The sequence below is a fragment of the Roseomonas gilardii subsp. gilardii genome (genome assembly GCF_023078375.1).
GTDB lineage: Bacteria > Pseudomonadota > Alphaproteobacteria > Acetobacterales > Acetobacteraceae > Roseomonas > Roseomonas gilardii.
Genome location: NZ_CP095554.1, coordinates 398,815 through 421,560, shown reverse-complemented (window position 1 = coordinate 421,560; position 22,746 = coordinate 398,815). Strand labels below are relative to the sequence as shown.

The window sequence follows — 22,746 nt, the reverse complement described above, 5'->3', positions numbered from 1 at the left end:
AGGAACGAGACATGAGCGACATCACCCGCGCCGGCGCCACGGAAAGCACCACAGGGAGCCTGGGCTTCGACTTCGCCGCCCTGTCCCCGCGCGAGCGCTACAAGATCCTGATCGGCAGCGTCGTGCCGCGCCCCATCGCGCTGGTGACGACGGTCGGGGCGGATGGGCGCGCGAACGCGGCGCCTTTCTCCTTCTTCAACTGCCTCTCCGCCGATCCCGCCATCGTGGCCCTGGGCATCGAGTTCCGCGCCGATGGCAGGCCGAAGGACACCGGCCGCAACATCCGCGACACGGGCTGCTTCACCGTCAACATCGTCTCCGACGCGCTGGTGGAGGCGATGAATGTCTGCGCCACCCCCTTCGATCCGGGCGTGGACGAGCTGGCCGAGGCCGGGCTGGAGATCCGCCCCGGCCATGCCGTCGCCTGCCCCTGGATCGCCCGGGCCCCCGCCGCGCTGGAATGCCGCCTGCATTCCTTCCTGGAGATCGGCAACTCCCGCGAGATCGTGCTGGGCGAGGTTCTCCACGCGCATCTGCGTGCCGATGCGGTGGATGAGCGGCTGCACATCGACCCGTCGGTCATCGATGCCGTGGGCCGCATGGGCGGGCACGGCTATGCCGGCACCCGCCAGCGCTTCGACCTGCCCACCATGAGCGCCCGCGACCATGCCGCCGGACAGGTGCCGGCACGGCGCCAGGGCTGACACCGCGCGGGCGGATGGCCTCCATTCCATCCAGGCCCACATCGCTCACAAGGGCATCATGGCCTCAGGCGCGCCTGCGGTGCGAGCCGTGTGCCGGCCGCGCCAGGCCGAGGCTGCCGCGGAAGGTGCCGTCGCCGCCATACTCGGTCTGGAACAGGCCGCGCCGCTGCAGTTCCGGCACCAGCCATTCGAAGGCCTCGTAGGCCGGCGCCGGAAGGTGGGAGGCCATGATGTTGAACCCGTCGCAGCCGCGCGCGGTGAACCAGTCCTCCATCAGGTCGGCCACGTCGGCGGCGGTGCCCACCACGAGGTTATGGCCGGAAGCACCGGCGACGATCTGGTAGAGCTTGCGGATCGTCATGCCTTCCTGCCGGGCCATCCGCACCAGCTTCTCGTGCCCGCTCTTGACCGCGTTGCTGTTCTCCAGCGGCGCGGGCAGCGGCCCGTCCAGTGGCAGGCCCGACAGGTCGCCGAAGGAGGAGGCCAGCATCGGCAGGCCCAGGCATTCGTGGATCAGGTCCTGGAGCTGCGCGAACCTGCCCTCGGCCTCGGCACGCGTGCGGCCCAGGATCGGCATGATGCCCGGCATCACCAGCATGCTCTCCTGATCGCGGCCCGTGCCCGCGGCATGCGACTTGACGCTGCTGTAGAAGGCGACGGCATCCTCGCGCGACTTCTGCGCCGTGTAGATGATGTCGGCGATGCGCGAGCCCAGCACCTGCCCGGGCCCGGAGGAGCCCGCCTGCGCGATCACCGGATAGCCCTGGACCGGCCGCGCGACGTTCAGAGGCCCGGCCACGCGGAAATGCTCGCCCTCATGGCGCAGGTTGTGCAGCTTCGCCGGGTCGAAGTAGCGGCCCGAGACCTTGTCACGGATGAAGGCATCGTCCTCCCAGCTGTCCCAGAGGCCAAAGACGACATCGACGAATTCCTCGGCGCGGCGGTAGCGGTTCTCGTGCGCCAGCAACCGGTCACTGCCGAAGTTGTGCGCCTCCTGCTCGCTCCAGGAGGTCACGACGTTCCAGCCCACGCGGCCGCCGCTGATATGGTCGAGCGAGGCGAACTTGCGCGCGATGTGATAGGGCTCGTTATAGGTGGTCGAGGCGCTGGCCACGAAGCCCAGCCGCTCCGTCACCGCCGCCAGGGCGCCGATCAGCGTCAGCGGCTCGAAGACATCGATGCGGGCGAGGTAGCTCAGCTCGTCATCGCTCCTGGCGGAATGGCGGACCGCGATGCCGTCGGCCCAGAACATGAAGTGGAAGCGCGCCCGCTCCGCCGCCTGGGCCAGGCGCTTCCAGAGCGCGAAGTCCATGGCCGCCGTTTCCTGCGCATCGGGCATCCGCCACCCCGCGGAGTGCGCGCCGTTGGCCACGATGTTCAAGCCGAGCTTCATGTCGCGACGATGGCCACTCATGCCGTCATTCTCCGAAGGTCCTGGTCGGGGGGAGGGCGTGCCGGCATCCGCGTCCGGCGAGCGGGACGGAAGCGGCGGCCGCCGGATCATGGCGGACAGGCACCGCATCGTTTCCCGCATGTTCCACTGCGCAGTGTCCCGAAATCCTGGTGGAGCCGCGATGCGCTGGTGTTGTCCTGTCCCTGGGCTGAGCCTAAGGGCGGCGGGCTCTTGCCGTCAAAGTGCGAATACGGGCCTGCGAGGGTCCGGCGCCGCGCCTCGTGGCCAGCCCCGGGGGGAGAGGCCCTGCCTCTCGCCCCGGAACCCCCTCTCCGCCAGGACGATTTGCACCCTGGGCCCGCGCATGGAACCGTCCCCTGCGATTGCCAGCCCTGGAGAATCTGTTTCTAGTGCCGCGCCCGCACCGGGCTGGCCGCACGCGTCGCCGCCGGCACGGTGCGTGGGCGGATGTCTGGCGCGCGAGGTGACGGAATGGGCGGCTTGGTGATCAGCGGCGGCCGGGTGGTGGACCCGGCGAGCGGGATGGACGCCGTGGGCGACGTCGCCCTGGTGGATGGCAAGGTCGCCGCTGTCGGCACCGGGCTGGGCGGCGCCGAGCGTGTGATCGACGCCACCGGGCTCGTGGTCGCGCCGGGCTTCATCGACCTGCACGCGCATGGCCAGTCGATCCCCGCCGACCGCATGCAGGCCTTCGACGGCGTGACCACGACGCTCGACCTGGAGGCCGGCGTGATGCCCGTCGCCTCCTGGTACCGGCGGCAGGCGGAACAGGGCCGCATCCTGAACTACGGTGCCGCCACCAACTGGGCCTTCGCCCGCATCGGCGCCATGGTCGGCACCAACGAGGAATCCTCGCTGGAGGCCTTCGGCCGCGCCATGCGCGACCGCCGCTGGATGGACAACATCGCGACCGAGGCCGAGGTGAAGGGCATCCTGGAGCGCCTGGCCCAGGGGCTCGACGAGGGCGGCATCGGCATCGGCATCCTCAACGCCTATGCGCCCGGCGCCGGCGTGCAGGAGCTGATCGAGGTCTGCCGTCTCGCCGCCGCCAGGAACGTGCCGACCTTCACGCATGTCGCCTACATGGCGCGCATCGATCCGCAGAGCGCGGCCGAGGCTTATATCCGCCTGATCGGCTATGCCGCGGCGACCGGCGCGCACATGCACATCTGCCACTTCAACAGTTCCAGCAAGACGGACATCGCCCGCTGCACCGAGCTGGTGCGCAACGCGCAGCGCAAGGGGCTGAACATCACCGTCGAAGCCTATCCCTACGGCACCGGTTCGACCGTGCTGGCGGCCGCCTTCTTCAGCGATCCGCATTTCGAGTCCCGCAATGGCCTCGGCTATGATTCCGTGCAGCGCGTGACGGACGGCCACCGCTTCCGCGACCGTGAGGAGCTGCTGGCGGCGCAGGCGGAGGACCCCTCGCAGCTCGTGCTCTGGCACGTGCTGGACACGGAGCACAACGAACGCCACCGCGAGCTGCTCGACATGGCCGTGCTCTATCCGGACGGCGCCATCGCCTCGGACGCGATGCCCTGGAGCATGCCGGATGGCAGCACCTATACGGGCGATGCTTGGCCCTTGCCGGAGGAAGCCACCTCCCACCCGCGCTCCGCCGGCTGCTTCACCCGCTTCATCCGCCACTGGGTGCGGGAGCGCCAGGCGGTGCCGCTGATCGAGGGCATCCGCAAGTGCTCGCTGATCCCGGCGCAGATCCTAGAGGCCAGCACGCCCGCCATGGCCGGCAAGGGGCGCCTGACCCTGGGCGCCGATGCCGATGTGGTGGTCTTCGACTACGACACGCTCAGCGACAAGGCGGAGTTCACCGCGATGAACCGTCCTGCGGAAGGCGTGCGGCACCTGATCGTCAGCGGCGAGCCGGTGATCGCCGATGGCGTGATGGACGTGGCGGCGCGGCCCGGCCGGCCGGTGCGCCGCCCCGCCATCGCCCGCTGAGCGGCATGCCCGTCCCCGTCCTGCTGGTCGCCGGCTTCCTCGGGGCAGGCAAGACCACGGTGGTGAACCATCTCCTGGCCCATGCCGGGGGGCGGCGCATCGCCGCCGTGGTCAACGACTTCGGCGCGATCAACATCGACGCGGAGCTGATCGCCGGCGCCAGCGACGGGGTCGTCAGCCTGTCCAACGGCTGCATCTGCTGCTCGCTGGAAGGCGACCTGCTGCGCACGCTGGCCACCCTCCTGCGGCGCGACCCGCGCCCGGAGGCCATCGTGATCGAGACCAGCGGCGTGGCCGAGCCCGGCGACATCGTCCGCAACCTCATGGACCCGGTGATCTGGCGCGAGGCGCCGCTGGAGACCGTGCTCTGCGTGGTGGATGCGGCCGCCCCGCCGGCGGCGCTGGAGGATCCGCTGCTCCGCGCCCAGCTCCGTGCCGCGGATGTGGTGGCGCTGAGCAAGGTGGACCTCGCCGATGCCCCCGGGCGGGACGCGGTCCGTGCCGCCGTGAAGGCGCTGCGCCCGGCGGCGGTCGTCGTCGATGCGCCGCAGGGCCGGGTGCCGCTGGAACTGCTCTTCCCGGAAGACCCCGCCCACCTGCCGGCGCCGCGTGACCCGGGCCGCCGCCGCCCATCCGCCGACCGTTTCGAGACGCTGAGCTGGACCTCCGGCCGGCCCCTCTCGCTGCCCCGGTTGCAGCAGGCCATCGCCCGGCTCGCCCCCCGCCTCGCCCGCGCCAAGGGGTTGTTCGAGACCGTGGAGCAGCCGGGCCGCCAATTCCTGTTCCAGCTCGCCGAGGACGGGCAACCCTGGCCCCGGCCGGTCCGCCGCCGCCGGACCTGCCCCGCGCGCGGATCGTCTTCATCGCGGAGATCGGTGCCCTCTCGGCCGCGGAGATCGAACAGGTCATGGCGGCCTGCATCGCCGGGCCGGGGTGATACGAGCGGACCGTTCCGCTTCGTGGTGGCCCTCCGAGGGCAAGGCTCCGCCTCGCCCCCGGACCCCCACTCCGCCGGGGACCGAAGCCGGTCCCCGGACCCCGGGCTTTCGCTGGTGCTGGTGGCTGCCATTGGTCTGTAGGCTGGTCCCCTTGGCGCGGGTGGATCAGCGGGGATCCTGAAAAGAAAAAGAACACCTTGTCCGCGCTTGTGGCACCCGCAGTCGCCGGAGAGCCATGCTCTCCGGCGCGATCTGCCGCAGCAGGCGCCAACGAATGGGGTCCAGGGCGCGCAGCGTCCTGGCGGATAGGGGGCCGGGGGAAAGGCGGAGCCTTGTCCCCCGGGAAAAGCGCAACGCCAGACGCGTGAGGCGCAACGCCGGACGGATCAGCTTTCGGAAGGACGCAGCTTCCGCACCACTTCGTCGCCCGGCAGCAGGTCGCGCCCATCGACATAGCGCCAGTCGGTCATGACGCCGGCATCGCCCTTCAGCGCCGTCCGCCCGACGAAGACGCCCAGCGTGCTCTGGTGGTCGATGGCGCGATAGCCCACCGGCCCGGCCGGCGTGGCGAATTCCACGCCGCGGAAGCCTTCCACGAGCTTGTCGGGATCGAGCGCCCCGGCCCGGGCGATGCCGGCGGCAATGGAATGGATCAGGGAGAAGCCGACCAGCGAACCGCACATCGGCTTGGTCTTGACCTTGGCCCGATAGGCTTCGGCGAAGGCCTTGTGCGCCGGGGTGTCGATCGCCTCGCCGGGATAGCCGGTGACGATCCAGCCCTCCGGCGCCTCGTCGCCCAGCGGGTCAAGGTATTCGGGCTCTCCCGTCAGCATGGAGGCGACGCCGCGCCCCTCGAACAGCCCGCGCGTGTTGCCCTGGCGCACGAAATTCGTCAGGTCTGGCCCGAACAGCACGTTGAAGATGCCCTCGGGCTTCATCCCCTCCAGCGCCTGCACCGTGGCGCCGGCATCGATGCGGCCCAGCGCGGGCCACTGCTCGCCCACGAACTGCACGTCCGGTCGCCTGGCCGAGAGGATCTGGCGGAACCACTTCACCGCCGACTGGCCGTATTCGTAGTTCGGCGCCACCGTCACCCAGCGCTTCGCCGGCAGCTTCGCCGCCTCCTCCGCCAGGAGGGAGGCCTGCATGTAGGTGGAGGGGCGCAGGCGGAAGGTGAAGCGGTTGCCCTTCTCCCAGACCATCGCGTCAGTCAGCGGCTCTCCCGCCACGTAGAGGCGCTTGTTCTGCGCGGCGTACTCGCCCAGCGCCAGCCCGACATTGGACAGATAGGCCCCGGCCAGCACATCCGCCTTCGACTCGTTCAGCAGTTCGCCCGCCAGGCGCACGGCATCCTGCGGCTTGCCGGCATCGTCGCGCGTGATCAGCTCCAGCGGCCGCCCGAGCACGCCGCCCTTGCCGTTGATCTCCTCCACCGCGAGATGCATGGCGTCGCGATAGGGCAGGGTGAAGGCGGGCTGGGTGGTGTAGCTGTTGATCTCGCCGATGCGGATGGGCGCCGTGCCCTGGGCGCGGATCAGGCCGGGCCGGGCGAGCGTGGCGGGAAGAGTCAGGGAAGCGCCCAGCAGCAGGCGGCGCGAGAACTGCATCATACCACTCCCGTCCCCACGGCCCGGCGAGGCGCGATCGCCTCCGGGGCCGCATCGATGGCCGTTCGGTTCCAGCCGGCGGTTCCGGCCGGATCTGCGGATGCGGCAACGGGCCGGCGGGCGTCATCCCGGCACATCCGGGGCCTCCGTTTCGCACTCTGCATCCTCGCTGCCTAAACTGCGCGAAAACCGGCCGGGAGGCGAGAGGGGGGAAGGGGCGCCGTCAGATCTCCGGCATCTGCGCCGTGCGGAAGGCGCTGGGCGAGCGCCCGGCATGGCGGTGGAAGAAGCGTGAGAAATAGGCCGGGTCCTCGAATCCGAGCGCCGCCCCGATCTCCCCGACGGACAGGCTCGTGTAGAGCAGGTATCGCTGTGCCTCCAGCATGACGCGCCGCTGGACCAGAGCCTTCGGCGTGTCGCCCAGGCGGCGGCGGCAGGCGGCGAGGAGGCGGTCCTCCGTCACATGCAGCTTGGCGGCATAGGCGGCGACCGGCGCGCCGCCACGGAAATCCTCCTCCACCAGGGCGCGGAAACGGTCCGTCAGCCTGTCATCGGCGCTGCGCGTGCCGCCTTGCAGCTCGCTGCGCTCCGCTGCCTCGCGCAGGCAGAGCACCAGCAGGCGCAGCAGCGCGGCCTCGATGGCCAGGGAACGCCCCGGGGCGGACCAGTGGAACTCCCGCGACAACTCGGCGAAGACCGCGGAGAGCGCGCCGCGCGCCGCGCCGGGCAGGCTGCCCAGGCAGGCGGGCTGCCGCAGCAGGGCCGCCACCGCCGGGTCGCCCCGCGTGACCTCCGCCACCAGCGCATCGGCCACGGTGATCACCCAGCCATCGGTCTGCGGGCGGAAGCCGAAGGCATGCACGATGCCTGCCGGCACCAGCACCAGCGCCGCCGGCTCGATCACGAAACGGGTGGCCTCGGCCCGCATGTGCCCGCCGCCGACCTCGACGAGCAGGATCTGATGCAACCCGGCATGGGCATGGGGGGCGATGGTCCAGCCATGCGCGCCGCTGCGCTCATGGATCGGCTCCAGGTGCAGGAAGCGGACCGCGCTGCCGTCCAGGCTTTCGCCATAGAGGGCATAGCGTTCGATCTCGGTGCCCTTCTCCGGGGCCTTGCCTCCCATGGCGTCCTTCCTCCGCGTTCCGCCGGGACTGCTTCCCCCGGACCCTTCCCTTGTCCTGTCCCGCCAAACGGGGCCGGGAAAAGTGCAAGCAGGACCGGGTTGTGTCCATGGAGAGTGCAGCGCAGCGAGGACTAGCTTGCCTGGCATCGAGGCGCCCCCCGGGGCTGGAACCCGTGGCGAAGACGCCGCCCAGGAGGAACCGCATCCATGATCCGCAAACCACCATGAGCCAGCGGCCCTGATCTCCCCCGGCCGGGGCGATGCCCCCCCCTGCATCATCCCCCCTGCCCTTTCCCTCCCGCCGCTCCAGGCCGGCCCCGCCGCGATCGCGGCATGGCCTGTGCCTCCGGCCGGCCACCACCGCTGGACAGGAACGCCCTTGCCATGCCCTTTTCCCCGGAATCCACCTCCCCGCAGCGCGGCGTCGAATGCGACGTCCTGGTGATCGGCGCCGGTGCCAGCGGGCTTTCCACCGCCGTCACGGCGCGCAAGCTCGGCCTCGACGTGCTGGTGGTGGAGAAGGAGCCCTTCTTCGGCGGCACCATGGCCTTCTCCGGTGGCGTGCTGTGGATTCCCGGCAACCCGCAGGCGAAGGCGCGCGGCATCGCCGACACGAAGGAGGCGGCGCGCACCTACCTGCGCCACGAGGCGGGCAACCGCTTCGATGCGGAGAAGGCCGAGGTCTTCCTCGAGAACGGCCCGCGCATGATCGAGTTCTTCGGAAAGGACACCGAGGTCCGCTTCATCGCCACCGACTATCCGGACTATCACCCGGATGTGGAGGGCGGCGTGGCGGTCGGCCGCTCCGTGGTGGCGGCGCCCTATGACGCGCGCCGTCTCGGCAAGGAGCTGGCGCGGCTGCGTCCGCCGCTGCGCACGATCACCTTCCTGGGGATGATGTTCAACTCCTCGAACGCCGACCTGAAGCACTTCTTCAACGTCACCCGCTCGCCCGTCTCCGCCGCCTATGTGGCCAAGCGGCTCGCCAGCCACTTCAAGGACCTCGCCACGCATCGCCGCGGAGTGCAGCTCACCGCCGGCAACGCGCTGGCCGCGCGGCTGGCGAAATCGGCGCTCGACCTCGGCATCCCGATCTGGACGGACAGCCCGGCGCGCGAGCTGCTGCGCGAGGGTGGCCGTGTCACCGGCGCGGTGGTGCAGGGCAAGGACGGGCCGGTGCACGTGCTGGCGCGGCGCGGCGTGGTGCTGGCCGCGGGCGGCTATCCGCGCAACCCGGAGCGCACCGGGGAGCAGTTCCGCCATGTGAAGCGCGGCGGCGAGCATGTCTCGCCCGCGCCGCCGGGCAATACCGGCGACGGCGCGCGGCTGGCCGGGACGGTGGGCGCCGGGATGGTCACCGACTATCCCGAGGCCGCCGCCTGGATCCCCGTCTCCAAGGTGCCGCTCGGCGGCAGGAAGACCGGCGTCTTCCCGCATCTGGTGGACCGCTACAAGCCCGGCATCATCGCGGTGAACCGCCACGGGCAGCGCTTCTGCAACGAGTCCAACAGCTACCACGATGTCGGCGCCGCCATGCAGCGGACCTGCGAGGGCGAGCGCGAGACCGCCGCCTGGCTGATCGCCGACCATGCCACGATCCGCAAATACGGGCTGGGCTTCGCCAAGCCGGCGCCGATGCCACTCTCCCTCTACACACGCAGCGGCTACCTGCTGAAGGGCGCGACGCTTGCCGATCTGGCGCGCAAGGCCGGCATCGACGCCGCCGGGCTGGAGGAGACGGTGCGCCGCTACAACGCTACTGCCGAGCGGGGCGAGGACCCGGAATTCCACCGCGGCAGCACCGCCTTCAACCGCTTCCTCGGCGATCCCGCGCACAAGCCGAACCCGAACGTGGCGCCGGTGAAGCGAGGCCCCTTCTACGCGGTGAAGCTCTATGTCGGCGACCTCGGCACCTTCAACGGCATCCGCACCGACGCCGCCTGCCGCGTGCTGGGTGAGGACGGGCAGGCGGTCCCCGGCCTCTACGCGCTGGGCAATGACGCGGCCAGCATCATGGGCGGCAACTATCCCGGCGCGGGCATCACCCTCGGGCCGCACCTGACCTTCGGCTACGTGCTGGGCCACCACCTGGCGGGCCAGGAGATGGCGCCGGCACAGGATGCCCGGACGGGCCGGGAGACGGCCGGCGCCCCGCACTGAGCGGCGCCGGAAGCGGCGACGAAAACCACGACAAGAACAGGGAAACGGACAAGATGCAGTGGAACAGGCGTGACATCCTGGCCTCCGGCCTCGCCGCGGCCGCCATGCTGGCGACGGGGCCATCCCGCGCGCAGGCGGCCAGCACGATCCGGGTCGGCCATATCACCGATATGTCGGGTGTCTATCGCGACGTGGAAGGCCCGACCAGCGTTGCCTGCGCGCAGCAGGCGATCGACGAGTTCACCGCGCAGAATCCGGGAATCCGCGTGGAACTGCTGGTGGCCGATCATCAGAACAAGGCCGATATCGGCCTTTCCATCATCCGCCAGTGGTTCGACCAGGGCGGCGTGGATGTGTTGACCAATGTCGGCAACAGCTCCGTGGCGCTGGGCGCCAGGGATCTGGTGGAGGCGCGCGACAAGGTCTCCATCGTCACCTCCGCCGGCAGTTCCGACCTGACCGGCAAGGCCTGTTCCGCCAACACGCTGCACTGGTCCTGGGACTCCTGGTGCCTGGCGCATTCCACCGCCACCAGCCTGGTGAAGACCGGCGGCGACAAGTGGTTCTTCGTCACCGCCGACTACGCCTTCGGCCATGCGGCGCAGGCGGATGCGACGCGCTTCGTGGAAAGCGCGGGTGGCAAGGTGCTGGGCGCCGTGCGCTATCCCTATGGCAGCACCACGGACTTCACCTCCTTCCTGCTGCAGGCGCGGCGCAGCGGCGCCAATGTCATCGCCTTCGCCAATTCCGGCACGGACCTGATCAACTGCCTGAAGCAGGCGCAGGAATTCGGCCTCTCGCGCGGCGGCGTGCGCATGGCGGCGATGGTCGGCTACATCACCGACGTTCTCGGCATGGGGCTGCCGGTGGCCAAGGGCCTGACGCTCACCGAGACCTTCTACTGGGACCTGAACGACCGCACCCGCGCCTTCATGGAGCGCATCCGGCCGAAGCTGCCCGCCAACACCTTCCCGAACATGAGCCAGGCGGGGGACTATTCCGGCCTGCTGCACTACCTCAAGGCGGTGAAGGAACTCGGTGTCGGGAAGGCCAAGGCCTCCGGCCGCGAGACCGTGGCGATGATGAAGCGCCTGCCCACCGACGACGATGCCTTCGGCCCCGGCAGCATCCGCGCCGACGGGCGCAAGCTCCACCCGGCCTATCTCTTCCAGGTGAAGCCGCCCGGGGACAGCCAGAAGGCCGGCGACATCTACAAGCTGGTCTCCGCCATCGGCGCGGAAGAGGCCTTCCGCCCCATCGCCGATGGCGGCTGCCCCATCACCCGTAGCTGAAGCACGAGAAGGAGCCCGCCCATGACGGACAGCAAGCCGCTGGTCGATCTGCGCACCTACACCATCCGCCTGCGCCGCATGGGCGAGTTCCTGGAGGTCTTCGACCGCCTCGCCATGCCGGTGCAGCTCCGCTACCTGGGCCGGCCGCTGGGCATCTTCACCAGCGCCGTCGGGCCGCTGAACCAGGTGGTTCACCTCTGGGGCTTCGACGACATGGGCGAGTTCCAGCGCCGGCACGCCGAGCGCGACAGGGATCCCGACTGGCCCGCCTATCTCAGGGCCTCGGCCGAGCTGATCGTGGCGCAGGAGAACCGGCTGATCCTGCGCGCCAACATGCCTTCCCTGGCCGGTTGAGGAGCACGCTGCCATGACGGAGACGAGCTGGCTCGGCCTGGAAGGCCGGATCTGCGTGGTGACCGGCGCGGGCGGCGGGCTGGGCCGCGCCATCGCCCTGGGCTTCGCCGCGGCGGGGGCGCGGCTGGTGCTGCTGGACCGCACGGCGGAGGCCATGGACGGCACCCTGGCGGCGGCGCGGGCGCTGGGCGCCGCCCCGCTCGCCCTGGCCTGCGACGTTTCGGACCCGGAGAGCGTGACCGGCGCAGCCCGTGCCAGCCAGGAGGCCTTCGGCCCCGCCCATGTGCTGGTGAACAACGCCGCCCTGCTGCGCCCCGGCCCGCTGGAAGACCTGACGCTGGCCGCCTGGAACGCGCTGCTCGCGGTGAACCTGACCGGCTACTTCCTCTGCTCCCAGGCCTTCGGCGCACAGATGCGGCAGGCGGGGCGGGGCGCGCTGGTGCATGTCGCCTCCATCGCCGCCGGCCATGCCCAGGGCTTCAGCGGCGCCTACAGCGTCAGCAAGGCCGGGGCGGTGATGCTGTCACGGCAGATCGCCACCGAATGGGGCCCCGCCGGCATCCGCAGCAACGTGGTCAGCCCCGGCATGGTGGTGACGCCGCTCAGCCAGGGCTTCTACGACACGCCGGGCGTGACGGAGCGCCGCAACGCCGTGGTGCCGGTGGGGCGGATCGGCCAGCCGGAGGATATCCGCGATGCCGTGCTTTTCCTGGCCAGCGACCGCGCCGCCTATGTCAGCGGCGACGAGATCGTGGTGGATGGCGGCTTCACCCGCGGCATCATGAACCTGATCCCGCGCCCCGGCTTCGGGAAGCCGGGCGAGGCGCGGCCGGCATGAGCGCCGGCCGCAAGCCGGTCGCCCTGGTCACCGGCGCGGCGGACGGCATCGGCTGGGCCATCGCCCGCCGCTTCGCCGCCGCCGGCTGCCGCGTCGTCCTGGCCGACCTGGCGGAGGAACGGGTCCGGGAGCGCGCCTGGGAGCTCGGCCGCGGGCATGTCGCCCTGGCCGCCGATGTGGCCGAGGAGGCGGCGGTGATCCGCATGGTCGGCGACACGCTGGAACAGCTCGGGCGGCTGGACGTGCTGGTGAACAATGCCGGCATCGGTGACCCGCAGCGCCCGACGCTGGAACAGGATGTCGCGACCTTCGACCGCATCCTGGCGGTGCACCTGAAGGGCAGCTTCACCGCCTCCCGCGAGGCGGCGCGGGCGATGGCGGAATCGGGCGGCGGCGCCATCCTGAACCTCGCCTCCATCGCCGGGCTGACCGGCCTGCCACGCCGCAACGCCTATGGCGCGGCCAAGGCGGGCATCGTCGCCATGACGCGCGGCATGGCCTGCGAATGGGCGGGGCAGGGCGTCCGGGTGAATGCCATCGCCCCCGGCTATGTCCGCACCGCCCTGGTCGCGAAGCTGGAAGCGGAGGGGCGGCTGGACGGGGCGAAAATCCGGCGCCGCATCCCCATGGGCCGCCTGGCGGAGCCGGAGGAACTCGCCGAGGCCGCCTGGTTCCTCTGCTCGCCGGCTGCCTCCTACATCACCGGAACGGTTCTGAGCGTCGATGGCGGCTGGATGGCCTTCGGCGATGCCGGAGACGCCTCGGCGGGCTGAGGCCCGCCGCCCGGCAGGCGGGCCGGAACAGGCGTTGCAATTTCAAGTTAGAAAATCAGCCATTGGGCATTCAAGGCACAACCAACGCAAGGTACCTGCCGCGTAACGTTCGGCTGCATCAGGCGTCCGGTCTTTGAACACGGCAATTTTAAGTTGAGTTTATTGCGTTTTTTCACTATGAAATGAAAACATCCAGCACGATGCACGTCACTCGGGTCGATCTGGATCAAGGTCCGGATGTGGATGTATTTGGCCGATGCCAGTCATTGCGATTGTCGATGATCAGAATACGAATCGGCAAGTCTTCACGATGCTGGCCAAGTCGGTCACGCAGGGCACCACGGCGGAGGCCTTCGCCGACCCCAATGCCGCCCTGGCCTGGATCGCGCATCATCGCCCCGACCTGATCATCACCGACTACCGGATGCCGGGCATGGACGGGGCCGACTTCACCCGTTCCGTGCGCGCCATCGCCGGCTGCGCCGCCACGCCGATCCTCGTCATCACCGCCTATGACGACCCGAATTTCCGCATCCGGGCGCTGGAGGCCGGCGCGACCGGCTTCCTGCAGACGCCGATCAAGCATGCGGAATTCCAGAATCAGGTCCGCGACCTGCTGGACGCCGCGCGCCATCCCTCCCCCCGCCGCCCGCCAACGACCAGATCCATGGCGGCGTCAGGGAACCCGGGGCGGCACCGCAGCGGGCCGACCTGCTGGCCCAGATCATCGACACCATGCCCGTGCTGGTCCACACCGCCGATCCGGAAGGCTATTGCCGCTTCGCCAATGCCGCCTATGCGCGCCATGTCGGGCGCAGCGTGCAGCAATGCGTCGGCCTGCCGATGAAGGAGCTGACGGCGCGCGACCAGATCGAGCGCGACGTGCTGTTCGACCGCCTGGTCTTCGAGCGTGGCGCGGCCCTGCCGAGCTACGAGGAGAACTTCATCGACCGGGATGGCGTGCTGCGCACCCAGCTCACCACCAAGTCGCCGCTCCGCAACAGCATCGGGGAGGTGGTGAACGTGCTCACCACCTCGCTCGACATCACCGACCAGAAGAGCGCGCAGCGCCACCTGCACCACCTGGCCCGCCACGATGCGCTGACCGATCTGCCCAACCGTTCCCTGCTGGCGCAGCGGATCGAGGAAGGCATCGAGCGGGCCGCGCGCTCCGGCCGCCTTTGCGCGCTGCACTTTCTCGATCTCGACCGCTTCAAGAACGTGAACGATTCGCTGGGCCATGATTTCGGCGACCAGCTTCTGATCACCGTGGCCCGGCTGCTCCGCACGCATGTGGGGGAGCACGACACGGTGGCGCGCCTCGGCGGCGACGAGTTCGCCATCCTGCAGGAAGGCATCTCCGACACCCGCGAGGCCGCGGCGCTGGCGGATTCGGTCGGCCAGGTCCTGGCGGAGCCGATCCAGGTGCGCGGGCACCAGGTCAACATCAGCGCCAGCATCGGCATCACCGTCTGCGGCCGCGATTCCTCGAACATCGACGAATTGCTGAAGAACGCTGACCTCGCCATGTACCAGGCGAAGGCCGAGGGGCGCCACGGCTACCGCTTCTTCCGCCCGGACCTGCGGCTCCGGCTGGAACAGGCGCAGTCGCTGGAGGCGGGGATCCGGGAAGGGATCGCCGGCGGCCAGTTCGTCCTGCACTACCAGCCCCAGGTCAACCTGCATTCGGGGCAGGTGATCGGGCTGGAGGCCCTGCTGCGCTGGAACCGCCCCGGCCACGGCCTCTGCTCGCCCGCCGGCTTCCTCAGCGCCGCGGAGGATGGCGGGCTGATCGTGCTGCTGACTGAATGGGTGCTGAACGAGACCTGCACCCAGATCCGGCAATGGGAGGCGCGCGGCCTGCCGCCCCTGCGCGTCGCCATCAACGTCTCGCCCAACCAGTTCCGCCGGCAGGACGTGCACCGCCTGGTGATGCAGGCCACCCAGGCCGCCGGCATCGACCCGTCGCGGCTGGAGCTGGAACTGACCGAGGGGGTGGTGATGGACCGCAGCGCCAGCACCGCCCAGACCCTCGACGCGCTCCGCCGCGATGGCGTCAGCGTCGCGCTGGACGATTTCGGCACCGGCTTTTCCTGCCTGGACTACCTGCGCCACTTCCGGGTCAACCGGATCAAGATCGACCGTTCCTTCATCCAGGGCCTGCCGCAGAAGCGCGAGGATGCCGCCATCGTGCGCGCCATCATCGGCCTGGCACGCGGCCTGGGCGTCACCACGGTGGCGGAAGGGGTGGAGAATCCGGGGATCCTCGATCGCCTGCGCCAGGAAGGCTGCGACGAGGCGCAGGGCTTCTATCTGGGGCGCCCCTTGCCGGCCGATGAATGGGAAAGCTGGTTCCGCGGGCTGTCCTCGCTGCGCCACCCCCTGCTCTGACGGGCGCCGGTCCGGATCAGCCCTTCGGCAAGCGCACCACGAAGCGGGCGCCGGCGATGCCGCCATCCTCGCCACGGCGGTTCTCGGCCGTGATGCGGCCGTTCAGCCCCTCCACGATCTGCCGGCAGATGGACAGGCCCAGGCCGGAATGCTGGCCGAACTGTTCGCCCTTGGGCCGCTCGCTGTAGAAGCGGTCGAAGATGTTCTCCAGCTTCGCCTCGGGGATGCCGGGGCCCTCGTCCTCCACGGCGAATTCCACCACGTTGCCCGTGGTGCGCGCCTTCACCCAGACCGTGCCCCTGGGCGGGGAGAAGGAGACGGCATTGCCGAGCAGGTTGCGGAAGACCTGCACCAGCCGCCCCTCGACGCCGCGCACCACCAGGCCCTTCGGCGGTGCCTCCAGCACCATGACCGGCGCGTCCTCGCCCAGCGGGCTGTTCTCGCGCGTCGCGGCATGCAGCTCGGTCAGCGCCGAGAGGATGGGCGCGATGTCCACCGGTTCCGTCGCCGTGCGGGAGAGCTCCGCATCGACGCGGGAGGCATCGGAGATGTCGCCGATCAGCCGGTCCATTCGCACCGCATCCTCGGCGATGATGGCCAGCAGCCGCGCGCGGTGCTCCGGGTTCTCGATCCGCCGCAGCGTCTCGATGGCCGAGCGCACCGAGGTCAGCGGGTTGCGCAGCTCATGCGCCACATCGGCGGCGAAGCGCTCGTTGCTGTCCACCCGCGCCCAGAGCGCGGTTGCGGCCTCCTGGAAGGCACGGGCCAGCGTGCCGATCTCGTCGCCCCGCTCCAGCAGGCGTTGCGGCACGGAGCCGGCGCGGCCCTTGCCCTGGCGCATGGCCCGGGCGGCGGAGGCCAGTGCCAGGATCGGCGAGGCCAGGGTGCGGCTCAGATAGAGGGACAACGCGACCGTCAGCACCAGTGCCATGGAGAAGAGTGCCAGCACCGAGCCGCGGATCTCGATCAGCCGCTGGTCCACCTCCCGCGCCTCGCGGGTCAGCAGGACGATGCCGACCGGCTGGTTGGCCCGCCGCGCCGGTTCCGCCACGGATACCAGCAGGCGCCCGTCGGCGGTGCGGCGCACATAGGGGTCCACGCCGCCCTCCAGCGCCAAGCGCAGCTCCTCCCGCCGGTCCGGACCACCGGCGGTGTTGTTGAATTCCGGCTGCCAGTCGAAGGAAGGGGCATCCGGCCCGACATCCACCACCACGTCGTCCGGCGCGCGCGGCACGCCCCAGCGCAGCAGCGTGGTGATCAGCCGGTCGGCGAAGCCGCCCACCGGGCCGGGCGGGCTGGGCGGGGGCAGGGGCTCGGCGACGATATTGCCGTTGGCGCTTTCCCGAACCCGGCTGTCGGCCACCAGCAGCCCGTTGTTGTCGAAGAGCTTGGCCTGGGTGGCCGGGCTCGGCTCGGTCAGGCGGCGCAGCAGCGGCCGGGCGATGTCGGGCACCAGCACCGGATGGTCGTCCTGGATGCGGACGGCGGCCTCGGCCACGCCATTGGCATAGATCGCGCCTGGGTGCGCAGTGCCTGCACCTCTCCGGCCAGAAGCCCGTTCTGGTACTGGTCGAGGTAGAGCAGCGAGGTCGCCAGCAGGAAAGGCGGCAGCGCGTTGAGCAGCAGGATGCGCCGCAGCAGCGGCGACACGTTGCGGCGCATGCCCAGCCAGCCGCGCGGCCGCTCGTCGCGGGCGGAGGCCGCGACGGCGTCATGGGCGGGGCCGCCCGGCGGGGAGGCCGCGGGGCCGAGGGGGGCGCTGCCGTCGGGCATCAGGCCTCCTTGTAGCGGTAGCCGATGCCGTAGAGCGTCTCGATCTGGGAGAATTCCGGATCAACCACGCGGAACTTCTTGCGGACCCGCTTCACATGGCTGTCGATGGTGCGGTCATCCACATAGATGTTCTCGCCATAGGCGGCGTCGATGAGCTGGTCGCGGTTCTTCACCATGCCGGGGCGGATGGCCAGCGCCTTGACCAGGAGGAATTCCGTGACCGTGAGCTGCACCTGCTGCCCCTTCCAGAGGCAGGTGTGCTTGGTCTCGTCCAGCACGAGGTCGCCGCGCGACAGCACGCCGGTGGCCGCCACGCCCGATCCTTCGGCGCGGGAGGCCTCGTTGCGCCGCAGCAAGGTGCGGATGCGTTCCAGCAGCAGGCGCTGGGAGAAGGGCTTGGTGATGTAGTCGTCGGCACCGAGGCGCAGGCCCATCAGTTCGTCCAGCTCGTCATCCTTCGAGGTCAGGAAGATCACCGGCAGGCTGGTGCGCTGGCGCAGCCGCTGCAGCAGCTCCATCCCGTCCATGCGCGGCATCTTGATGTCGAGCACGGCGAGGTCGGGCGGCCGGGCGAGCAGGCTCTGCAGCGCGCTTTCCCCGTCCGTATAGGTCCGCACCTGATAGCCCTCCTGCTCCAGGGTCATGGAGACCGAGGTGAGGATGTTGCGGTCGTCATCCACGAGGGCGATGGTCTGAGGCATGTTATAGGGGAGTCCAGGCGTTCCGTGGTCTTGGGTTCTGGATACTGGAGGTAGATTGTGGCGCAACCGGGGAGCGGCAACGAGGATGGTTTCGCGGCCGGTGCGAGGGCCAGGGGCCTGATGCGGGGCGCGGCGGCCGCCACCCTGGCCACCCAGGCCGGCGGACAGCCCTTCGCCAGCCTCGTCACCCCCGCCGTGGCGCCGGACGGTTCGGTCCTGCTCTTCCTTTCGACCCTGTCCGAGCACACCCGCCATCTCATGGCCGAGCCGCGCTGTGCCCTGCTCTTCACAGGCCCCGCGCCGGAGATCAACCCGCAGACCGCCCCCCGCGTGACGGTGACCGGCCTGGCCATCCCCGTGCCGGAAGACGAGGCGGATGCGCTCAAGTCGCGCTGGCTGCTGCGGCATCCCTATGCCGCGCTCTATGCGGGATTCGGCGATTTCGACCTTTGGCGGGTGCGGCCCGGCGGCGCGTTGCTGGTCGCGGGCTTCGCCCAGGCCCGCCGCCTGCGCGGTGGGGAACTGGCCCCGGAGCCGGGCGCGGTGGCGGCCCTGGCCGGCGCCGAGGCGGAACTCCTGGAGGCGCTGAACGCCGGACACGCCACGGCCCTGGCGGCCGCCGGCGCCCGTCTTTCCGGGGGCAGGGCAGGGGAGTGGAGGCTGCTCGGCCTGGATGTGGACGGGGCCGATCTGGGCCTCGAGGAGGCGGTGGTCAGGCTGCCCCTGCCGGTCCCTGCCAGTTCACCCGAGGCGCTGCGGGAGGAGCTGCTCGCGTTGTTGTGAGATTCGGCCGGCAGGTTTGAGACGCCCGCTGGCGGCTGGAAACCGTTGCGAAAATCGACGTTATTGAGACGAGGAAACGTTTTTTATCGGAAATCCACCCCCGTGACCACATGCTGGGATAGCAAGGCGAGGCTGGATCTTTTATATGGCTGCGGACTCAGCCACCGTCTTCTCTCAGGAGGTCATGCCGGAATGTCAGTCACGCCCCTCACGGCTCTCAAGGGTACCGGCGTCTCGGCCGACACGGTTCACGCGAATCTGACGGCCTCGGGTCTCTACGCCCATGCCCTTCGGCGCGGCGAGGGCCGGCTTTCCGCGGACGGTGCCTTCATGGCCGTCACCGGCCAGCACACCGGCCGCTCGGTGCAGGACAAGTTCGTGGCCGACGACCCCGAGATCTCCAAGGAGATCTGGTGGGGCAAGGTCAACCAGAAGCTCGACCCGGCGAAGTTCGAAAGCTTCACCGCCGATGTGCGCGCTTGGCTCGGCCAGCGCGAGGAGCTCTTCACCGAGGACCTCTATGCCGGCGCCGACCCGGCGCACCGGATCAAGGTGCGGCTGGTGACCACCAATGCCTGGCACGCGCTCTTCGCCCGCAACATGTTCATCCGCCCGCCGGTGGAGGAACTGGCCGAGGGGGAGGCTCCTTCGAGCCGGACTACGTGATCCTGCACGCGCCGGAGATGGAGGCGAAGCCGGAGCATGGCGGCCGCGCCAACTCCACCACGCTGATCGCGCTCTCCTTCGCGAAGAAGCTGATCTGCATCGCGGGCACCTCCTATGCCGGCGAGATCAAGAAGAGCATCTTCACCGTCATGAACTGGCTGCTGCCGGCCCAGGGCGTGCTGCCGATGCACTGCTCCGCCAATGTCGGCAAGGATGGCGACACGGCGCTGTTCTTCGGCCTGTCCGGCACCGGCAAGACCACCCTCTCCTCCGATCCCGAGCGCAAGCTGATCGGCGACGACGAGCATGGCTGGTCGGACAAGGGCGTCTTCAACTTCGAGGGCGGCTGCTACGCCAAGGTCATCAAGCTGAGCCAGGAGGCCGAGCCGCAGATCTGGAACGCCTCCCACCGCTTCGGCACGGTGCTGGAGAATGTGGTGGCCGATGAGCGCGGCAACCTCGATCTCGAAGACAATTCGCTGACCGAGAACACCCGCGCCTGCTATCCGATCGAGTTCATCCCCAACACCCAGCCGGGCGGCATGGGCGCGGTGCCGAAGAACGTGGTGATGCTGACGGCCGACGCCTTCGGCGTGCTGCCGCCGATCAGCAAGCTCTCCTCGGCCCAGGCCATGTACCACTTCCTGTCCGGCTACACGGCGCGTGTCGCTGGCACGGAGAAGGGGCTGGGCAAGGAGCCGCAGGCGACCTTCTCCACCTGCTTCGGCGCACCCTTCCTGCCGCGCCTCCCCGAGGTGTACGGCAAGATGCTCTCGGAGCTGATCGAGAAGTACGGCGCCGATTGCTGGCTGGTGAACACCGGCTGGTCGGGCGGCGCCTATGGCACTGGCAGCCGCATGAGCATCAAGCACACCCGTGCCCTGCTACGCGCGGCGCTGGACGGCTCGCTGGCCCAGGCCGAGTTCGAGACGGAGCCCTTCTTCGGGCTGTCCATCCCGAAGAACGTGCCGGGCGTGCCCTCCGAGGTGCTGAACCCGCGCGCCGCCTGGGCGGACAAGGCCGCCTATGACCGCACCGCCGCCGACCTGCAGGGGCGTTTCGAGAAGAACTTCGAGACCTTCGCCAGCGCGGTGGGCGAGGATGTGAAGGCCGCCGCCATCAAGGCCGCCGCCTGAGACGACGGATCCGGCCCGGGCTTCTTCCGGGCCGGATCACCCCGTGCGGGATTTCCTGCCGGCCCTGGCCCCTGGCCGATGCTTCCCCTTCCTATCCGGTGCCCTACTCCATGGCGCCGCCGACAGCGGCCTCTTTCCCGACTTTCCTGCTCCGCCAGTCCCGGATCGGCCCGTTCACGCGCCTATCCGGTGCTCCCGGCCCGGGAGGGACCGGTAGCGGCGAAAGGTTGAAGAAACCTCCTGAGCATCACATGAACTGATCGGTACAATCAGTTTTTTGCCCGTTCTCGCGATGCCAAACACGGCGCATATCGTCCTTACCGACGGGCAATCAGGCCCGACCGGCTCAAAGAGGCCAGACGATGTCCCGCATCTCTTCCCGTATCGCCGCTGCCACCCTGGCCCTGTCGCTGGGCGCTTTCGCCGCTCCCTTCGCCGGGGCCGCCGAGGTGACGGATTTCTCCAACGCCGGCTCCTCCAGCATTCAGGGCACGCCTTCCTATGAGGCGACCACCCATGCCCTGTTCGGCTCCACCCCCCGGAACACCAGCAATGCCGGTTCCTCGGCCGTCGGCATCGGCTCTCCCCTGGCGGCGGAGCAGGTGATGCTCAGCCAGAACAGCATCGGCGCCTCGCCCACCGACTTCTCGGGCTCGGGTTCCAGTGCGGTGGGCGGTGGCTACGGCACCCAGGCCCGCACCTTCCACCACACCCTGGTGGCCTCGCGCTGACCGCCGGCCTTTCGGCCAGCCTTTTGAAAGGACGTCGGACCATGGAATCCGGAAACGATACGAACAGCGCGTCCTCCCCGCTCTGGATCTTGCTGCTGCTGGACTGGCTTTCCGGCCACCCGCAGCAGCCGCCCCGGCTCGGCTAAGGCGGCTCCCTCCCTCTCGATACGATGCAAGGGCGCTCCGGATGGGGGCGCCCTTTCTTCATGCGGGCTCCGCGGGCGGGCCGGAAACCTTCCCCGGCTCGCCCGCTCTCGAACCCCCGCTCTCGAACCCCCGCTCTCGAACCATTGTGAAGGCGGGGAACGACACCGGCCCGGACCGGACGCCCTATGATCCACGCCGGGGGCGTTGCGGGCACGGTGGTGCGCAACGGTTGACAGCCGCCCCGGCACAGCGGAGACCCCGGACGGCCATGAACAAGCTGCAGGCCATGGAGGTCTTCGCCAAGGTCGCGGAAACCGGCAGCTTCACCCGGGCCGCCGAGGCCATGGACCTGTCGCGCTCCGCCACCAGTGACCATGTCGCGGAGCTGGAGCGGCATCTGGGCGTGCGGCTGCTGAACCGCACCACCCGCCGCGTCAGCCTGACATCCGAGGGGCAGGTCTTCCTGGAGCGGGCCCGCCAGGTGCTGGACCTGATCGGCCTGGCGGAGGAGGAGGCCAGCGTCGGCGCCCTGACCCCGCGCGGGCGCCTGCGGGTGAACGCGCCCGTCTCCTTCGGCCAGCACTATCTCGCCCCGCTCGTCAGCACCTTCCTCGCCCGCTATCCGGAGATCGAGCTGGAGCTGGTGCTGACGGACCGTGTCGTGGATCTGGTGGAGGAAGGCTACGACCTCGTGCTGCGGGTCGGTCGCCTGCCCGATTCCAGCCTGATCTCCCGCCGGATCACGACCTCACGGATGCTCCTCTGTGCCTCGCCCTCCTATCTGGAGAAGCACGGCACGCCCCGCCACCCGGCCGATCTGGCGCGGCATGCCTGCCTGCACCTGATCGGCACGGCCTGGCAGACCTGGAGCTTCGAGGGACCGGATGGCGCGGTGTCCGTGCCGGTCACCAGCCGCTTCACCGTCAACAACGTGGATGTGCTGATGCAGGCGACGCTGGATGGCGCCGGCCTCTGCCTGTTGCCGCTGAACCTGACCCAGACAGCCATCCGCGAAGGGCGGCTGGTGGAGGTGATGCCGGAATTCCGCGGGCGGGAACTCATCCTCCATGCCGTGCAGCCGCCGGGGCATCTGCCCGTCCCCAAGACCCGCGCCCTGATCGATTTCCTGACGGAGCATTTCGGCCCGCGTGCCCAGAGGAATGGGGGCGGAGAGGCGTGACGGGCTGCCTTCGCGGGGCGTCGCCCCCGGCCTGTCGCCCAGGCCTGTCGCGCTGACCGTGGCGGAACGC

The 22,746-nt window shown here is 69.9% G+C and carries 17 protein-coding genes and 2 pseudogenes; 14 read left to right on the top strand and 5 right to left on the bottom strand.

Annotated elements, in window-relative coordinates; genetic code table 11:
• Positions 1-11 precede the first annotated feature (11 nt).
• A complete protein-coding gene (locus tag MVG78_RS01975; RefSeq protein ID WP_247557748.1) occupies positions 12-704 on the top strand; it encodes a flavin reductase family protein in 693 nt (230 codons plus the stop codon).
• 64 nt (positions 705-768) lie between these two features.
• On the opposite strand, the gene MVG78_RS01970 is transcribed toward MVG78_RS01975, so the two are convergent.
• Positions 769-2,118: an LLM class flavin-dependent oxidoreductase gene (locus MVG78_RS01970; RefSeq protein WP_247557746.1), complete on the bottom strand. Its 1,350-nt coding sequence runs from the start codon at positions 2,116-2,118 to the stop codon at positions 769-771.
• Between the two features lie 471 nt (positions 2,119-2,589).
• Here MVG78_RS01970 and MVG78_RS01965 point away from each other — a divergent pair, with 471 nt between their 5' ends.
• Positions 2,590-4,080 (top strand): amidohydrolase family protein, encoded by a 1,491-nt coding sequence (locus MVG78_RS01965; RefSeq protein WP_247557744.1) that lies wholly within the window; start codon positions 2,590-2,592, stop codon positions 4,078-4,080.
• Positions 4,081-4,085: 5 nt separating this feature from the next.
• Entirely contained in the window at positions 4,086-5,159 is a 1,074-nt protein-coding gene (locus MVG78_RS01960) for a CobW family GTP-binding protein (protein ID WP_247557742.1), read from the top strand.
• A 245-nt stretch (positions 5,160-5,404) separates the two neighbouring features.
• Here the strand turns inward: MVG78_RS01960 and MVG78_RS01955 are convergent, their stop codons facing one another.
• Together MVG78_RS01955 and MVG78_RS01950 are read right to left on the bottom strand one after the other, a co-directional pair.
• A complete protein-coding gene (locus MVG78_RS01955) occupies positions 5,405-6,628 on the bottom strand; it encodes an ABC transporter substrate-binding protein (RefSeq protein WP_428480727.1) in 1,224 nt (407 codons plus the stop codon).
• A 220-nt stretch (positions 6,629-6,848) separates the two neighbouring features.
• Positions 6,849-7,751 carry a helix-turn-helix domain-containing protein gene (locus tag MVG78_RS01950; RefSeq protein WP_247557741.1) on the bottom strand — a complete coding sequence of 301 codons (903 nt, stop codon included), beginning with the start codon at positions 7,749-7,751 and terminating at the stop codon, positions 6,849-6,851.
• A 384-nt stretch (positions 7,752-8,135) separates the two neighbouring features.
• On the opposite strand from MVG78_RS01950, the gene MVG78_RS01945 reads away from it, so the two are divergent.
• From MVG78_RS01945 to MVG78_RS01915, 7 genes are all read left to right on the top strand, one after another.
• Positions 8,136-9,911 carry an FAD-dependent oxidoreductase gene (locus MVG78_RS01945; RefSeq protein ID WP_247557739.1) on the top strand — a complete coding sequence of 592 codons (1,776 nt, stop codon included), beginning with the start codon at positions 8,136-8,138 and terminating at the stop codon, positions 9,909-9,911.
• A gap of 53 nt (positions 9,912-9,964) precedes the next feature.
• A complete protein-coding gene (locus tag MVG78_RS01940; protein ID WP_247557737.1) occupies positions 9,965-11,203 on the top strand; it encodes an ABC transporter substrate-binding protein in 1,239 nt (412 codons plus the stop codon).
• A 21-nt stretch (positions 11,204-11,224) separates the two neighbouring features.
• Positions 11,225-11,557: an NIPSNAP family protein gene (locus MVG78_RS01935; protein WP_247557736.1), complete on the top strand. Its 333-nt coding sequence runs from the start codon at positions 11,225-11,227 to the stop codon at positions 11,555-11,557.
• A gap of 13 nt (positions 11,558-11,570) precedes the next feature.
• Complete coding sequence (locus MVG78_RS01930; RefSeq protein ID WP_247557735.1) at positions 11,571-12,395, top strand: SDR family NAD(P)-dependent oxidoreductase; 825 nt, start codon at positions 11,571-11,573, stop codon at positions 12,393-12,395.
• A complete protein-coding gene (locus MVG78_RS01925) occupies positions 12,392-13,168 on the top strand; it encodes a glucose 1-dehydrogenase (protein WP_247557734.1) in 777 nt (258 codons plus the stop codon). Before MVG78_RS01930 ends, MVG78_RS01925 begins: the two co-directional genes overlap by 4 nt.
• A gap of 310 nt (positions 13,169-13,478) precedes the next feature.
• On the top strand, positions 13,479-14,015 hold the full coding sequence (locus MVG78_RS01920; RefSeq protein ID WP_247557733.1) for a response regulator: 537 nt from the start codon (positions 13,479-13,481) through the stop codon (positions 14,013-14,015).
• Positions 13,904-15,559 (top strand): sensor domain-containing protein, encoded by a 1,656-nt coding sequence (locus MVG78_RS01915; protein WP_247557732.1) that lies wholly within the window; start codon positions 13,904-13,906, stop codon positions 15,557-15,559. The genes MVG78_RS01920 and MVG78_RS01915 overlap by 112 nt, the downstream gene beginning before the upstream one ends.
• Before the next feature lie 16 nt (positions 15,560-15,575).
• Here MVG78_RS01915 and MVG78_RS01910 read toward each other — a convergent pair.
• Together MVG78_RS01910 and MVG78_RS01900 are read right to left on the bottom strand one after the other, a co-directional pair.
• Positions 15,576-17,221, bottom strand: a pseudogene (locus MVG78_RS01910) (stimulus-sensing domain-containing protein).
• A 110-nt stretch (positions 17,222-17,331) separates the two neighbouring features.
• Complete coding sequence (locus MVG78_RS01900) at positions 17,332-18,033, bottom strand: response regulator transcription factor (protein ID WP_027281488.1); 702 nt, start codon at positions 18,031-18,033, stop codon at positions 17,332-17,334.
• Between the two features lie 120 nt (positions 18,034-18,153).
• On the opposite strand from MVG78_RS01900, the gene MVG78_RS01895 reads away from it, so the two are divergent.
• From MVG78_RS01895 to MVG78_RS01880, 4 genes and pseudogenes are all read left to right on the top strand, one after another.
• Positions 18,154-18,816 carry a HugZ family pyridoxamine 5'-phosphate oxidase gene (locus MVG78_RS01895; RefSeq protein WP_247557729.1) on the top strand — a complete coding sequence of 221 codons (663 nt, stop codon included), beginning with the start codon at positions 18,154-18,156 and terminating at the stop codon, positions 18,814-18,816.
• A gap of 192 nt (positions 18,817-19,008) precedes the next feature.
• Positions 19,009-20,618, top strand: a pseudogene (gene pckA / locus MVG78_RS01890) (phosphoenolpyruvate carboxykinase (ATP)).
• 362 nt (positions 20,619-20,980) lie between these two features.
• On the top strand, positions 20,981-21,349 hold the full coding sequence (locus tag MVG78_RS01885; protein ID WP_247557728.1) for a hypothetical protein: 369 nt from the start codon (positions 20,981-20,983) through the stop codon (positions 21,347-21,349).
• A 415-nt stretch (positions 21,350-21,764) separates the two neighbouring features.
• Positions 21,765-22,676, top strand: a complete 912-nt coding sequence (locus MVG78_RS01880) for a LysR family transcriptional regulator (RefSeq protein ID WP_247557727.1) — start codon at positions 21,765-21,767, stop codon at positions 22,674-22,676.
• Positions 22,677-22,746 lie beyond the last annotated feature (70 nt).